This is a genomic window from Thalassotalea mangrovi (assembly GCF_005116735.1).
GTDB classification, from domain to species: Bacteria; Pseudomonadota; Gammaproteobacteria; order Enterobacterales; family Alteromonadaceae; genus Thalassotalea_A; species Thalassotalea_A mangrovi.
Genome location: NZ_SWDB01000010.1, coordinates 166,541 through 181,896, shown reverse-complemented (window position 1 = coordinate 181,896; position 15,356 = coordinate 166,541). Strand labels below are relative to the sequence as shown.

The 15,356-nt window shown below is 46.0% G+C and carries 16 protein-coding genes; 14 read left to right on the top strand and 2 right to left on the bottom strand.

The window, feature by feature from the left end; genetic code table 11:
• The first annotated feature begins 22 nt into the window (after positions 1-22).
• Together eno and E8M12_RS05935 are read left to right on the top strand one after the other, a co-directional pair.
• Entirely contained in the window at positions 23-1,315 is a 1,293-nt protein-coding gene (gene eno, locus E8M12_RS05940) for a phosphopyruvate hydratase (protein ID WP_136735173.1), read from the top strand.
• 7 nt (positions 1,316-1,322) lie between these two features.
• Positions 1,323-1,679: a hypothetical protein gene (locus E8M12_RS05935; protein WP_136735172.1), complete on the top strand. Its 357-nt coding sequence runs from the start codon at positions 1,323-1,325 to the stop codon at positions 1,677-1,679.
• Between the two features lie 119 nt (positions 1,680-1,798).
• Here E8M12_RS05935 and E8M12_RS05930 read toward each other — a convergent pair whose 3' ends face one another.
• Together E8M12_RS05930 and E8M12_RS05925 are read right to left on the bottom strand one after the other, a co-directional pair.
• Entirely contained in the window at positions 1,799-2,449 is a 651-nt protein-coding gene (locus E8M12_RS05930; RefSeq protein WP_136735171.1) for a hypothetical protein, read from the bottom strand.
• A 595-nt stretch (positions 2,450-3,044) separates the two neighbouring features.
• Positions 3,045-3,332 carry a GIY-YIG nuclease family protein gene (locus tag E8M12_RS05925; RefSeq protein WP_136735170.1) on the bottom strand — a complete coding sequence of 96 codons (288 nt, stop codon included), beginning with the start codon at positions 3,330-3,332 and terminating at the stop codon, positions 3,045-3,047.
• 405 nt (positions 3,333-3,737) lie between these two features.
• Between E8M12_RS05925 and ftsB the strand changes: the two genes are divergently transcribed.
• From ftsB to E8M12_RS05865, 12 genes are all read left to right on the top strand, one after another.
• Entirely contained in the window at positions 3,738-4,016 is a 279-nt protein-coding gene (ftsB, locus tag E8M12_RS05920) for a cell division protein FtsB (protein WP_136735169.1), read from the top strand.
• A 2-nt stretch (positions 4,017-4,018) separates the two neighbouring features.
• A complete protein-coding gene (ispD, locus tag E8M12_RS05915; RefSeq protein ID WP_136735168.1) occupies positions 4,019-4,777 on the top strand; it encodes a 2-C-methyl-D-erythritol 4-phosphate cytidylyltransferase in 759 nt (252 codons plus the stop codon).
• 24 nt (positions 4,778-4,801) lie between these two features.
• A complete protein-coding gene (gene ispF / locus E8M12_RS05910) occupies positions 4,802-5,350 on the top strand; it encodes a 2-C-methyl-D-erythritol 2,4-cyclodiphosphate synthase (protein WP_136735207.1) in 549 nt (182 codons plus the stop codon).
• 75 nt (positions 5,351-5,425) lie between these two features.
• Positions 5,426-6,490 (top strand): tRNA pseudouridine(13) synthase TruD, encoded by a 1,065-nt coding sequence (gene truD / locus E8M12_RS05905; protein WP_136735167.1) that lies wholly within the window; start codon positions 5,426-5,428, stop codon positions 6,488-6,490.
• On the top strand, positions 6,490-7,236 hold the full coding sequence (gene surE / locus E8M12_RS05900) for a 5'/3'-nucleotidase SurE (RefSeq protein ID WP_136735206.1): 747 nt from the start codon (positions 6,490-6,492) through the stop codon (positions 7,234-7,236). The genes truD and surE overlap by 1 nt, the downstream gene beginning before the upstream one ends.
• On the top strand, positions 7,233-7,895 hold the full coding sequence (locus tag E8M12_RS05895; protein ID WP_136735166.1) for a protein-L-isoaspartate(D-aspartate) O-methyltransferase: 663 nt from the start codon (positions 7,233-7,235) through the stop codon (positions 7,893-7,895). Before surE ends, E8M12_RS05895 begins: the two co-directional genes overlap by 4 nt.
• Entirely contained in the window at positions 7,892-8,470 is a 579-nt protein-coding gene (locus E8M12_RS05890; RefSeq protein WP_136735165.1) for a YqaA family protein, read from the top strand. The genes E8M12_RS05895 and E8M12_RS05890 overlap by 4 nt, the downstream gene beginning before the upstream one ends.
• Positions 8,471-8,524: 54 nt before the next feature.
• Positions 8,525-9,370 (top strand): peptidoglycan DD-metalloendopeptidase family protein, encoded by an 846-nt coding sequence (locus E8M12_RS05885; RefSeq protein WP_246034031.1) that lies wholly within the window; start codon positions 8,525-8,527, stop codon positions 9,368-9,370.
• A gap of 62 nt (positions 9,371-9,432) precedes the next feature.
• Positions 9,433-10,368: an RNA polymerase sigma factor RpoS gene (gene rpoS / locus E8M12_RS05880; protein WP_136735164.1), complete on the top strand. Its 936-nt coding sequence runs from the start codon at positions 9,433-9,435 to the stop codon at positions 10,366-10,368.
• 533 nt (positions 10,369-10,901) lie between these two features.
• Positions 10,902-11,243: a four helix bundle protein gene (locus tag E8M12_RS05875; RefSeq protein ID WP_136735163.1), complete on the top strand. Its 342-nt coding sequence runs from the start codon at positions 10,902-10,904 to the stop codon at positions 11,241-11,243.
• A 587-nt stretch (positions 11,244-11,830) separates the two neighbouring features.
• Positions 11,831-12,367 carry a transcription/translation regulatory transformer protein RfaH gene (rfaH, locus tag E8M12_RS05870; RefSeq protein WP_136735162.1) on the top strand — a complete coding sequence of 179 codons (537 nt, stop codon included), beginning with the start codon at positions 11,831-11,833 and terminating at the stop codon, positions 12,365-12,367.
• A gap of 562 nt (positions 12,368-12,929) precedes the next feature.
• Positions 12,930-15,257 carry a polysaccharide biosynthesis tyrosine autokinase gene (locus E8M12_RS05865; protein ID WP_136735161.1) on the top strand — a complete coding sequence of 776 codons (2,328 nt, stop codon included), beginning with the start codon at positions 12,930-12,932 and terminating at the stop codon, positions 15,255-15,257.
• Positions 15,258-15,356 lie beyond the last annotated feature (99 nt).

Genomic DNA, 15,356 nt, shown 5'->3' with positions numbered 1-15,356 from the left:
TATTGAAAATAAAGAGGTTGAAATGTCAGAGATAGTTAAAGTGATCGCCCGTGAGGTTATGGACTCGCGTGGAAATCCGACAGTAGAAGCAGATGTACACTTAGCATCTGGCGCTTTTGGTCGTGCCTGTGCTCCGTCTGGTGCATCGACAGGTTCCCGTGAAGCATTGGAATTGCGTGACGGTGATAAAAACCGTTATTTAGGTAAGGGCGTATTGAATGCCGTTGCCGCCGTTAATGAAAAAATCGCTCCAGCTTTGATGGGTAAGAATGCCTTAGAACAGGCACAAATCGACCAGATCATGATTGACCTTGATGGCACGGAAAACAAAGAAAACTTCGGTGCTAATGCAATTCTGGCGGTATCTTTGGCAACTGCAAAAGCAGCAGCAAATGATAAAGGTGTGGAATTATACGAGCACATCGCCGATCTGAACGGCACACCTGGCCAGTATTCGATGCCAGTACCTATGATGAATATCTTAAACGGTGGTGAGCACGCCGATAATAACGTTGATATTCAGGAATTCATGGTACAGCCGGTTGGCGCTAAGTCTTTCCGTGAAGCGTTGCGCATGGGCGCGGAAATCTTCCATCAGTTGAAAAAAGAGCTGAGCAAGAAAGGCCTGAACACCGCCGTTGGTGATGAAGGTGGTTTTGCGCCTAACTTAAGCTCTAACGAAGAAGCGTTAGCGATTATCGAAACCGCTGTTGCAGGCGCCGGTTACAAGATGAATGAAGATGTAACCCTGGCATTAGACTGTGCATCTTCTGAATTTTACAAAAATGGTGTTTACGACTTAGCTGGCGAAGGTAAGCAGTTTGATTCCGAAGGTTTTGCGGACTATCTGGCCGACCTTGCTAATCGTTACCCGATCATCTCTATCGAAGACGGTCTCGATGAGAGCGATTGGGATGGCTGGAAAATCTTAACCGACAAGATTGGTGACAAAGTACAGCTAGTGGGTGATGATTTATTCGTAACCAACACCAAAATCTTAAAACGTGGTATCGATAACGGTATCGGTAACTCGATCTTAATCAAGTTCAACCAAATCGGTTCGTTAACTGAAACCCTGAACGCGATCAAGATGGCGAAAGACGCCGGCTTTACGGCGGTTATCTCACACCGTAGTGGTGAAACCGAAGACGCCACCATCGCTGATTTAGCCGTTGGTACTGCCGCCGGTCAAATCAAAACCGGTTCCCTGTGTCGCTCAGACCGTGTAGCCAAGTACAACCAGCTGTTACGCATCGAGGAATTCCTTGGTGATGAAGCGGTTTACAATGGCCGCTCTGAGATAAAGGGGCAGTAGCCCGACGTTGAAAAAGCTCCCTGACGGGAGCTTTTTTGCTTTAAGAGGTAAGCTCCGCTGGTGGAATCAAAATGGACAGCATTTTGAAGGTGGATTCGAAACAAAAGACATTTCGAAGGTGGAACTGCAACAGAACTTATCTCGCGTTAGCTCAACCGCCACTTCTCAAATACGGCCTAAGCCTCCGTTCTCAAACAATCCCAAACCGTTATTTCTCAAACAAACCCTAACCGTCATTTCCTGCCACGACAGGGAAATCTCAATTACTGGCTTTGGTTTAGAGATCTCCTTTTACAAGGATATGGGCATGGATGCTCTGTATGCAGAAAATGCACAAGTACAAGGATATACGCAGGTAGAATAACGCACTAATACATGGAAGTACGCAGGTAGAATAACGCAGGAGCAGTTATCGAGGAGCAATTTTCTGTGATGACGGCTCAAAAGGTGATGACGAGATAAGGGGAGCTATATCTGAGCTAGCTAATACTTCATCGCTGGTAAAACCTTTTTAAAGTTTTGCCAGTTAATTTGTGCTGAAAGCAGAAGCTCGCGTAATTCCAATGGCTGTGGTTGTAGCTTTTGTCGCCCAACCCAGCGATGGCCGCTGCAGGCGGCAAGCATGACTTTTCGATTCGGCTTTAACAAACGAAATCCCTTAGAGTTAGTCAACACTGTATCTCCATCCTCCGTGCCGATAAGAAAACGGCCCGAATAATTACAGCGAATCAGTCCTTTCTCCGTATCGATTCTATCGATGCAGTCAAGAATTATACTCTCTACACCGTTTCGCTTTTGATAAACTGGGATCACTAACCCAAGACAGATATATTTACCCTGATACCATTTACTAATTTGAACGTCAGTTTGCTCATCGATCGGAATTTTCGGTGCCTGGCGAGAAGCCCAGCCAGCATTTTGATAGTCAATGCTGATAGGCGCTTCCACGTTTAATAAGGCATAGGCGGTGCGGGAAATATAATGACTCAAACTTTTTAACTTGGCTTGAATGGGAGCGGCACTTTCAATCGGCAACGCAGACAATTTATTAATCTCACGTTCATAGAGTGCGTGACAAAGCTGATGAAAATGCGGATGGGTTTGTGGCCCCTGCCAAATAGAATCCTGTTCCATGAATCAATGTTATGTGGTTCTTAAACTTCGAACCAATGCCAAACCTTTTTGTCATTATTGTCTAGTAATTAAACAAAAGAACTCAGGAAAAAGCCAGCGTTGAGTTTAGGGTACCGATTATAAGTTTTCTAAAGCCTATGCAATTCCTGCAAACCAACGCGGCATTTTCGTCCCAAACCCCAACCGTCATTCCCTAAAAACCACAAATCACCTCTAGTCTGCGCCCCTTAACCGTCATTTCCTAAAAACCACAAAATCACCTCTAGTCTGTGCCCCTTAACCGTCATTTCCTGCTACGACAGGAAATCTCAGCCAGAAAGTTTTGTTTAGAGATCTCCTTTTACAAGGAGATGACGATTGGGTTAGCGGGCAGGACTCAGGCTTCGCCTTCAGGAGGGGGAGCGGCCTAGATGCGAGCATTTAAAAATGTCAGAATCCTGAAACTTGAAACCCTAGACCTCCGGTTTTTAGTCAATTCCAGCTCAACCATTAACCGTCATTTCCTGCTACGACAGGAAATCTCAGCCATAAAGTTTCGTGTAGAGATCTCCTTTTACAAGGAGATGACGAAGTTATAAACGGAATCCCGAGACCGTCAAAGAATGTCGTCATACAAATCCCTCCATTCAGGATTCAAACGTCCAATCAATTCATCTTTCCACGAACGTGACCACTTTTTTAATTGCTTTTCCCGAGTAATCGCATTGACCATATCGTCGAAGGCTTCAAAATAAACCAATTTCACGAGGTTGTATTTACTGGAGAAACCATCAATAAGTTTCTGCCTGTGCTGATACATCCGTTGTGGCAAATTACTGGTGACACCTATATAAATAACGGAATGGCTGGTGTTGGTAATTATGTAAACAGCTGGTTGTTTCATCGATGAATTCCTTTTCATGCCCAGAATATTCAGTTTAGTCTTAGATTCCCTGTCGTGGCAGGGAATGACGCGCTAGGTTGGGAGTGGAGGTAAATACCTGAACGTTAACTGACGAAGCCGTAACGCAACACTCACCATTGCAGCAAAGCTGCAACTCCACCTTTGACGTTGTCCGTCAATTCCACCATCAAGGCATAGCCTTGACTCCACCTTTGTAGCAAAGCTACAACTCCACCCTTGACGTTGTCCGTCAACTCCACCGAAAATTGCTCCTGCATTTTCGGTATACCAGCCATCCATGGCTATAACCCTCGAAACAAAGTTTCGACTCCACCGTCAAAACGATTTTCATTTTGACTTGCCCTTGCTATTATCTCCTTAACTCTGTTAACGGCCTGTAACTTCATGAAACTCATCAATGCCATCCTTATCATCCTAGTGCTGCTGTTACAGCACCGGTTGTGGTTTGGTAAAAACAGTATTGGTGATTATCTGACCCTGAAAGAGCGGGTGGCCCATCAAAGTGAGCAGAACCTGAAGCTTGAGCAGCGCAATAAGCTGCTCTATGCGGATATTGATGATTTAAAAAATGGCCTTGAAGCCATTGAAGAAAACGCCCGTAATGAACTTGGCATGATCAAAGAGGGCGAAGTGTTTTTCCGGGTCATCCCCAAAGAGAACTAATCGTGACTGAAAACGACGATAATCTTCAGGTACCGGTCGTGGTACCCGCCGCTGGTATTGGCAAACGCATGGCCAGCGACATTCCTAAACAATATCTTCGCCTTAATGGCAAAACCATTTTAGAGCACACGGTTGAACGCCTGCTCAGCCATAACAATATCAGCCAGGTGATTCTTGCCCTGCACCCGGACGATAAGTATTTTCAATCATTGCCGCTGGCTCAGAACCCTAACGTTAAAACTGTTATTGGCGGCGATGAACGTTGCGATTCGGTATTAGCAGGGCTGAAGGCGGTAAACGAAAATCCCGATACTAACAACGCTAAGGCGGTCATGGTACACGATGCGGCCAGGCCTTGTGTCAGCCTTGAGGATATCTCCAACCTCATCAAACATTATCAACAGACGGGGCGTGGCGGTATTCTCGCTAGTCCGGTGCGTGATACCATGAAACGCAGCAATGCACAGCAGCAGATATTACACACCGAAGCGCGGGATAATCTCTGGCATGCGTTAACACCGCAGTTATTTAACACGGTCGAATTAATCTCGGCGATTGAACGGAGCCTTAAAGAAGGTGCGGTTATTACCGATGAAGCGTCGGCCATGGAATACTGTGGTTATGCGGCCGATGTGATCCCAGCGCGCAGTGACAATATCAAAATAACCCAGCCAGAAGACTTGCACCTGGCGGAATTTATTCTTCAGCAGCAGTACCAGACAAACAGAAATTCAAGCAAAAGCTTTAACGAAAAAGCTTAGTATAAGGGGTTAGCACAGATGCAGATGCGAATAGGTCATGGTTTCGATGTACATAAATTTGGTGGCGAAGGGCCGCTGACCCTGGCCGGGGTGAAAATCGAATTTGACCAGGGCTTTATTGCTCATTCTGATGGCGATGTTGCCATTCATGCCCTGTGTGATGCCATTCTTGGCGCCCTGTGCCTTGGTGATATTGGCAATCATTTTCCCGATGACCAGTCCGAATATGAAAATATCGACTCGCGCATTTTATTGCGCCACGTCGTCAAATTAATGCAACAACGAGGCTATAGCATAGGTAATGTCGATTTAACCATCGTCGCCCAGGCTCCGAAAATAGCCCCATATTTGCTGGCGATGCGCGAAATTTTAGCCGCCGATTTGCAAACCAGCATCGATAACGTCAACGTCAAAGCAACAACGACCGAAAAGCTTGGTTATGTTGGCCGCAAAGAAGGGGTAAGTGTGCACGCGGTGGTATTACTTAGCGCCGATGTATTAAATGCTGAAACCGTACAAGCCGATACCAAGCTTGTTGCGGCTAATACTCCAAAAGCTGGCACCGTGGCTTAAATAGCATATGTGGCTTAAGTAACATAAGCCCAGTAGTAAACATAACAAGCCTTAGACATATTACGAGACCAATACATGACTGACACTCTCGCGTATTTATATCAGACACCGCAAGCGACCGGCGTGATCCGCGAACAGATGGCCGACTTTAAAGTGTTTGAGATCCTGCCATTTCAATTTAGCGGTGAAGGCGAACACCTGATTTTGCATATTCGTAAAACCGGTGCCAATACCACTTTTGTCGCCCGTCAGCTGGCGCGTTATTTTAAAGTCAAAGACATGCAGGTGTCATACGCCGGGTTAAAAGACAGGAACGCGGTAACTGAGCAGTACTTTAGTATTCACCTGCCGGGCAAGCCCAATGATGATATCAGTGACTTAAAAATCGACGGGGTCGAAGTGTTAAGTCACACCCGGCACAATAAAAAGTTAAAAACCGGTGCCCTGGCGGGTAATCGCTTTGAACTGACTTTGCGCCACGTTACCGACACAGATGATCTGCAAAAACGTTGGCAACAGGTTTGTGCCACAGGCGTGCCCAATTATTTTGGCGAGCAACGCTTTGGCATTAATGGCAATAATTTAACCAAAGCTGCTGAAATGTTTGCCGGCGCCAAAGTTAAAGATAAGAAAAAGCGTGGTTTTTATTTATCGGCAGTGCGTTCGTACCTGTTTAACCAACTGGTTCAACAGCGCATCGAACAACAAGGCTTTGATAAGGTGCAAGTTGGCGATGTGATGATGATGGCCGGTAGTCAGTCGGTGTTCCTCGTCGAAGAGCTTAACGAAGCGCTAACGGATGATATTTTAGATCGCTTTAACCGCCACGATATCGATATCACCGCAGCAATGTGGGGTAGGGGGGAGCCGATGAGCAGCGGCGCAACCGGTGAACAGGAACGGGGATTAGCGGAGCAGTTCAACGATTATTGCCAGGGCTTAGAAGCCTTTGGTTTAAAGCAGGAACGTCGCCGTATTCGCCTGATGCCAAGTAATCCAGATATGCAGATTAATGGCGATACGGTTACTTTGACCTTTAGTTTACCGGCGGGCAGTTTTGCCACCACCATTTTGCGTGAACTGTTACAATACCGAGATGCCAGTGAGCAACTTCGCAATCAGGGAGACAGCCCAGCATGATGAAAATTCTGGTCAGTAATGACGATGGCGTTAACGCCAAAGGTATCAAGGTGCTTAACGATGAGCTGAGCAAGTTTGCCACCACCCAGGTGATTGCCCCGGACAGAAACTGTTCCGGCGCCAGTAATTCATTAACCCTGGTAAACCCCCTAAGAGCCGAAACCCTGGCCAATGGCTATATGGCGGTTAATGGCACGCCGACGGATTCGGTGCATTTAGGCATTTCCCAATTATTTGATGGTACCCCAGATTTGGTCGTTGCTGGCATTAATCATGGTGCCAATCTTGGCGATGACGTGCTCTATTCCGGTACCGTTGCCGCCGCGACCGAAGGTCGACACATGGGCCTGCCGGCTATCGCTGTCTCGTTAGCCGGCAGCAAACATTTTAAAACCGCCGCCGTAGTCGCGGCCAAGTTTATCCAGCGCCTGGTTAAACACCCACTTAATTCCGATCAAATCATCAATATCAATGTCCCGGATCTGCCCATTGAAGAATTACAAGGCATTAAGGTTACCCGCTTAGGCCATCGTCATCGCGCGGAGACCATGAAAAAAATGAAAGATCCCTGGAATCGCGATATTTTCTGGTATGGCTCGTTAGGGCCAGGCTTAGATTGTGGTGAAGGCACGGATTTTGATGCGGTCGAACGTGGTTATGCGTCGATTACGCCGCTGACCGTTGATATGACTGCCTATCGCAGCCTGATGCCAATGACCGAATGGGTGAATGAACTGAAACTATGAGTAAGTCATCATCTTTTAGCGGAAAATCACAACGCTCTGGTATGATCCTCGCCAAACAGTTGCAGGCCAGCGGCATTCAAAGTACTAAGGTGCTTGATGCCATCGCCCGTTGTCCGCGGCATTTGTTTGTGCCTGAAATCCTCGCTCATAAAGCTTATGATAATACCGCTTTGCCAATTGGCCAGGGGCAAACCATTTCCCAGCCTTATATTGTCGCGAAAATGACTGAGCTGATTGTTTCCGATAATCCACAAGAAAACGATAAGGTATTGGAAGTGGGCACCGGCTCGGGCTACCAGACCGCGATTCTTGCCACGCTATTTAATAAAGTCTATTCCCTGGAGCGGATTAAATCGCTACAGTGGCAAGCCAAGCGCCGATTACAAAAGCTCGACTTGCATAATGTCGCGATGAAACATGGCGATGGCTGGCGTGGCTGGGCCAGTAAGGGCCCGTTTAAAGCCATTATCGTTACTGCCGCGGCGGTAAAAGTGCCAGAACAATTGCTGGAACAACTCAGCGATGGCGGCAAAATGATCATCCCGGTGGGGGAGACTCAGCAAACCTTACAGCTGATCACCCGCAACAATAATAATTTTGACTATCAAACCGTTGAGGCCGTGCGCTTTGTGCCTCTGGTGCCCGGAGATTTACTGTGAAAATATTTTCCTCGTTATATAACTGGACCATCAAGTGGGCACAACATAAGTTCGCTCCGGCGGTGTTATCGATTTTAACCTTTGCCGAGTCGGTATTTTTCCCGATACCGCCGGATGTATTACTGGCGCCGATGGTACTGGCGAAACCGCACACCGCCTGGCGGTTAGCAACGATTACAACCATTTCATCGGTAATTGGTGGCGTAGTCGGTTATTTTCTCGGTTATATGCTGTTTGAACCACTGATCCAACCACTATTAATTGAATTTAACTACATGGATAAATTCGAACACGCGATGGCCTGGTTTGAACAGTACGGGGTATGGGTGGTATTTCTGGCGGGCTTTTCGCCAATCCCCTATAAGGTATTCACCCTGTCTGCCGGCTTTTTACAAATGATGTTTATTCCGTTTTTGATTGCCTCGGCGGTCGGCCGTGGCATGCGCTTTTTCCTGGTTGCCGGATTGATCGCCTGGGGCGGCCCGAGAATGGAAGCCAGACTTCGACAAAGCATCGATGCTATCGGCTGGGGATTAGTCGCCTTGATCGTAATACTTTATTTTCTGTTGCGCTAACCGTTACAATAACGGTCATAAACATCAATGAATTCAAATTACAGGGTATAAAACTTGTTGTTGAAAAAGGGACGCTTCATCATTTCGCTGATATCAACCTTAGTGTTGAGTGCCTGTGCCGAGCGCCATCAACCGGCGCAGGTGGTAACCCTTGGCGGCTCCGTTCCTACCAATTACAACGACAAAAACACCCTGTCCGCCAGCAGCCATAAAGTGCAGGCCGGTGAAACCTTATATTCTATTGCCTGGCGCTCTGGCAATGATGTGAATACCCTGGCATCAATTAATAACCTGGCGCCGCCTTATCGCATTTTTCCCGGGCAAATTTTGTCGTTAACGCCGGTTAAGAAAATCACAAAACCGGCGCCAGCTCCGACAAATAAAGGCTTAACCGCAAAAAATAATACTGTCATAAAAAATCCACAAAAACCTCCAACAAAAGTAGTTGCAAATCAAAATTCGAAGGAGTATGTTAACAAAAGTGACGAAAAAATAACCAGTGTAAAAGTGCCGTCCATCAGTTCCAAGGTCGATTCCTGGCTTTGGCCCACCAAAGGACGAGTCATCTCTGGCTTTTCGAGCGCAAAGCAAGGTAACAAAGGCATCGACATTGCCGGCGTTAGGGGCCAGGAAATCAAAGCCTCCGCCGACGGACTTATCGTCTATTCCGGTAACGCCTTGCGAGGATATGGAAATCTAATAATTATAAAGCACAGTGATGATTACCTGAGTGCGTATGCACACAACGACACCTTGTTGGTTCAGGAACAACAAACCGTCAAAGCAGGACAGGTTATCGCGAAAATGGGCAGCACCGGCACAGATAAGACCATGCTGCATTTTGAAATACGATTTCGGGGCAAATCGGTAAATCCCACCAGGTATTTACCAAAGCGTTAATAAACAGAGGTAGAACGTGAATAACACCTAGACATAATTACGATTAGTATTGGGAGATATTGATGAGTAAGACGAAAAGCATCGATGCGGTTGTTGAGGACGTAACCGAAACTACTGCCAAGACCGCCAAGGAAGACACCATAAAATCGGAAGATTCGGGCGCCAGCTTAGACGCAACGCAGTTGTATTTAAGTGAAATTGGTTTTTCCCCGTTATTATCCGCAGAGGAAGAAGTCTATTTTTCTCGTAAAGCGCTAAAAGGCTGCGAAGCCTCGCGAGCGAGGATGATAGAGAGTAACTTACGGCTAGTCGTTAAAATCGCCCGACGATACAATAATCGTGGTTTGCCCTTACTTGACCTTATTGAAGAAGGGAATTTAGGATTAATTCGCGCCGTTGAAAAATTTGACCCGGAACGGGGCTTCCGTTTCTCAACCTACGCCACCTGGTGGATTCGCCAGACCATCGAACGCGCTATCATGAATCAGACTCGTACCATCCGTCTGCCGATTCATGTGGTTAAAGAACTTAACGTCTATTTGCGCGCCGCTCGTGAGCTGGTACAAAAACTCGACCACGAACCCACCGCTGAAGAGATCGCCACCAAACTCGATGTGCCGGTTGCCGATGTTTCAAAAATGCTGAAACTTAATGAACGCATTACCTCGGTAGACACACCATTTGCCGGCGACTCGGAAAAAGCCTTGCTTGATGTACTTGCCGATGAAAAAAGCCAGGGCCCGGAATCCGACCTTCAGGACAGTGACATCAAAGAAAACATCGTTCACTGGCTCGAAGAGCTGAACTCCAAACAACGCGAAGTCCTCGCCCGCCGCTTTGGCCTGCTCGGCTACGAGCCCGCCACGTTAGAAGACGTCGGCATGGAAATCGGCCTGACCCGCGAACGCGTAAGACAAATTCAGGTCGAGGCCCTAAAACGCCTTCGCGACATTTTGTCATCGCAAAATCTAAGCATAGAAGCACTCTTCCAGAACTAACCAGTGGTTAGTTCTGAAAGCTCCTAGCACATTCAATCAAAGATTGAATTCCTAGCACACGATTGAAAATCGTTCCTAGCAAGCAACCGTAGGTTGCGCCTAGCTGCTAGGAGCGTATGCGTGCTAGGAGTGCAACGTGCTAGGAATGTTAATGTGCTCGTCGCTTGCTTTTCGTGCTCGTTGCTCTCTTTTTTACTCCGGATACTCACTCAAAACTCCTCTCTAACGCCCATATTCTGCGGCCATATCCACAACACCTAAATTTCCTCACTAACCAAGCTAAGATGAAAAACAGCGTCGAGCACACTAAATCGGAGATTTAGCTCCTAGCACATCAAATCAAAGATTTGATTCCTAGCACATGATTGAAAATCATTCCTAGCACGCCTAGCTGCTAGGAGCGTACGCGTGCTAGGAACGCAGTGTGCTAGAAGTGTTAACGTGCTCGTAGCTTGCTCTTCACGCTAGGAGTGAAACGTGCTAGGCGGGATTTTCAATCCCATGCTAGTTGCTTGCTCTTAAGGAGGCTTACTTTGTACTACCAAAAACTCGCCATCTGGCAACGTAGCTTTGAACTTTCTGTGGCTATGTATCAGTACGCCGAACAAATCAAAGACTATGGCTTTCGAAACCAGATCACGCGATCGGCGTTATCTGTACCCAGCAATATTTCCGAAGGAATGGAACGTCAATCTGAACAGGAAAAACATCGATTCTTATCGATAGCCAAAGCGTCACTTGGCGAATTCAAAACACAATTGATGATCGGTGAACGGTCAGGATTGCTAAATCGAGAATTTGCAAAAGCCAAAATTAAAGAAGCTGAGGAAATCGCGCGGATGATAGCAGCGATGATGAGAACACTGAGCAAATAGCACGCTAAATCGAAGATTTAGCTTCTAGCACATTCAATCGAAGATTGAATTCCTAGCACACGATTAAAAATCGTTCCTAGCATGCAACCGTAGGTTGCGCCTAGCCGCTAGGAGCGTACGCGTGCTAGGAGTGAAACGTGCTAGGAATATTAATGTGCTCGTATCTTGCTCTTAACGCTAGGAGCGTATGCGTGCTAGGAACGCAGTGTGCTAGGCGGGATTTTCAATCCCATGCTAGTTGCTCAGCAAATCAACACGTTAGTAGCCAATCATTGTTTCAATTGATTGGCGAGTTGATTTGCGTGAAAATTTTTCTCCTTTTTTCCTTTGGATTTTTTGCTCTAACTGTTAATCTTGTAGGCCGAAATCCCACTTGGCAAAGGCCTGTCAATAAAACCGAACATAAAATGTTCAGGTGTTTCCTGGTCGTTAACAAGTGGTAACAATTGCGTAGCTAAATATCTGGTAAGGTTTTAGCTACCGACAGAATAAGACGTAGCTAAATTTCAGTTAAGGGGTTCAGCTACCGATAAGAACAAAGATTAATGATAAAAAGATGTAAATTTACATCTTTTTTTGAGTGCAGTATGTCAAACGCAGTAAATTCGACAGCGAAGTGGTATCTAATTACCTCTAAGCCCAGGGACGAGCGCCGTGCGTTCGACAACCTGGCTGGTCAGGGGATAGAAGTCTTCTATCCGAAAATTTCTGCAGTAAAAAAACGACAGGGAAAAAAGTCGGTCACTATTGAGCCTTTATTTCCCAATTATTTATTCGTAAAACTGGACTCAGAGCTGGCAAATTTTAATGCCATTCGCTCCACCCGAGGTGTGGCGAGTTTCGTTCGTTTTGGCGCCGAGATGGCAACGGTAAACGAGCAGTTAATCGAAAAATTAAAACAAGATACGGAAATAACCGGAAACCCAGAGCAGCTGCCAACCTTAGCTGAACTGGAAGATTATAACCGGGGTGATGCGCTAATAGTCACCAGTGGCCCATTTAAGGGCCTGTCCGCGATCTATAAAGCGTCTGATGGCCTCGAACGTTCAATCATTCTATTGAACATGCTCGGCCAGCAGAACGAGGTCGTCGTCAGCAATCAGGATTTTGATAAAAAAGATTGATTGCTGACTACGACGAGCACGCTAAATCGGAGATTTAGCTTCTAGCATGCTGATAAATCAGCTCCTAGCACACTAAATTGTAAATTTAGTTCCTAGCATGCAGTCGAAGACTGCGCCTAGCAAAGAGCAACCGCTAGGAATGTTAATGTGCTAGGAACGCAGTGTGCTAGGCGGGATTTTCAATCCCATGCTAGTAGCTCAAAAAATTCGAAGTTCTTAAAAATTTCGAATCAAAATTTTTAATCACCGAATTTTTTGCCTTTAGGAGCCAAACCTAAGGGCGGAAGCGTGCCTAAACCGCAATCACGGGGTCAGATCTTTAGCTCTGACCCCATAGATTGCGTTAGCATGCAACATAAAATGTTGCGCCTAGCACGCTGAGCAAGCTCAGCTCCTAGCACATCAAATCGAAGATTTAATTCCTAGCATGCAATCAAAGATTGCGCCTAGCAAAGAGCAACTGCTAGGAATGTTAATGTGCTAGGAGTGAAACGTGCTAGGAATGCCAATGTGCTCGTAGCTACTAAATTTAATTTCGCCCCCTAAAAACAAGAAATTGACCATGACAAAAAACAACCAAAATCCGTCCGTTTCCACTCCGGATTCTGACGAAATCGACTTAACCCGCCTGTTCGGCCTGCTGCTCGATAAAAAGCTATTTATCGTCGCAGTTACTGCGCTGTTTACCCTAATCGGTATCACTTATGCTTTACTGGCGACGCCGGTTTATAAAGCCGATGCGCTGATCCAAATTGAGCAGAAAAATGCTGGTTTGCCGGGCCTTGATGAGCTGGGTGAGATGTTTGCCAGTGACAGTGAAGCGGTTACCGAGATTGAGCTGTTAAAATCTCGTATGGTGATGGGTAAGGTGGTTGATGATTTAAAACTGACGAATGTGGTTACCCCGAATTATATGGGCTCTAATGGTGCAATTGGTAAGTTTTTTGCCCGCCGTTACAGCAAATTAGAAGATAACGATTTTAACCAGCCTTGGCTGGCAAGCTTAACCTCTGAACACTACGCCTGGGGGGGCGAAGTGATCAATGTGGCAAACTTCTCTGTACCGCGTGCATTTGAAGGAAAAGGTTTTGTCATTACCTACTTAGGCGAAGATGCTTACCAGCTATCCCTGGCCGGTAACCCTGAAAAAGTAATCCTAAAAGGCCGTTTAAATCAGTTAGCCACCTCCGATACTTTGCGTGCAGGTGAAATCCGACTATTGATTACTGACTTGCTGGCGTTAAAACAAACTCAGTTCAACCTGGTAAAAAGACCGCGCAGTGATGCGATTAAGTCTTTACAGGCCAACCTTTCGGTTTCTGAAAAAGGCAAAAGCTCCGGAATCTTGTTTTTAACCTTACAGGGTACCGATAAATCCGCTACCGAATTACAACTTGATGCCATCACTCATTCTTATGTACTTCAAAACGTTCAGCGCATGTCGGCGGAAGTGCAAAACTCCATTGAGTTTTTAGAAAAAGAATTACCTCAGGTTAAAAGCCAGTTAGAGGCGGCGGAAGCATTGCTGAATAACTTCCGATTAGAAAACCAGTCGGTCGATTTATCCCTAGAAACCAAGTCTATTCTTGAGCGCATTGTTGAACTCGATACCCGAGTTCATGAGTTATCCTTTAAAGAAACGGAAATCGCCCAGCGTTATACCAAAGAACATCCTACATACACAGCGCTGATCAGCAAGAAAAAAGATTTGCTAACGCAAAAGCAGCAGTTGTCTGAAATGGTAAAAAACCTGCCATCCACGCAACAGGAAATCCTGCGCTTAACTCGTGATGTGGAAGTTAACCAGCAAATTTACTTAGCGCTTTTAAACAACGTTCAGCAGTTAAACGTTGCCAAAGCGGGCACCGTCGGCAATGTGCGTGTGGTTGATCAGGCGCAAGTTGGCAAACTAGCGGTAAAACCGAAAAAATCCTTAATCGTCGTATTAGCAACCATGCTTGGTGGCATGTTTGCAGTAGCTATCGTCTTACTTCGCGCTGCTTTTAATCGCGGAATCACAAACCCTAAAGATTTCGAAGATATCGGATTAACCTTGTATGCGACAATTCCTGTTTCTGAAGTGCAGGACGCCTTTAATAAGAAGCGTGAGCGGGTTACCAAATTAAAAGCCAAACTTCGCAAATACCGAGGCAAAAAAAACGAAAGCAAAATCGATCCGTCCACCAATCGTCGTAAAGATCACGAATTATTGCTGGCAAAAGAGTACCCAACCGATCTAGCGGTAGAAGCTATTCGTAGCTTGCGCACATCATTACACTTCGCCATGTTAGAGGCGAAAAACAATGTCGTGATGATCTCTGGTGCTAGCCCTGAAGTAGGGAAATCATTCGTTAGTGCCAACCTAGCAACGGTAATCGCCCAAAGTGGCAAAAAAGTATTAATCGTCGACGCGGACATGCGCCGAGGCTACCTACAAAAAATGTTCGATATGGCCTGGGATAATGGTTTGTCTGATCACTTGTCACATAAACTTGAGCTAGAGAAAGTGATCAAATCGACCGGCATCGAAAATCTGGATATCGTCACCCGTGGTGAAGTCCCTCCTAACCCATCAGAATTACTAATGAGCAAGCGTTTCGAAGATTTTGTTCAAGAGGTCTCAAAACAATACGACTTGGTATTAATCGATACGCCACCAATTATGGCAGTAACCGATCCTGCAGTCGTTGGCCGACATGCCGGAACTTCCTTCATGTTAACCCGCTACGATATCAGCACCTTAAAAGAAATCGGAGCAGCATTAGAGCGCTTTGAACTGAATGGTGTGGAGATCAAAGGCGTGATCTTCAATGCCATGGAAGCAACAGCCAGCTCATACTATTCCGATTATGGGTATTATCAGTATCAATATGGAAAACTTGCTGATTAATTGGTATTAGTCCAAAGCTAAGTTAATAAAATACTATTCCTTGCCAAGACTAAGAATTTCAAATTTAACAAACATAAAAAAGTAGTTAACTTTGAAGCT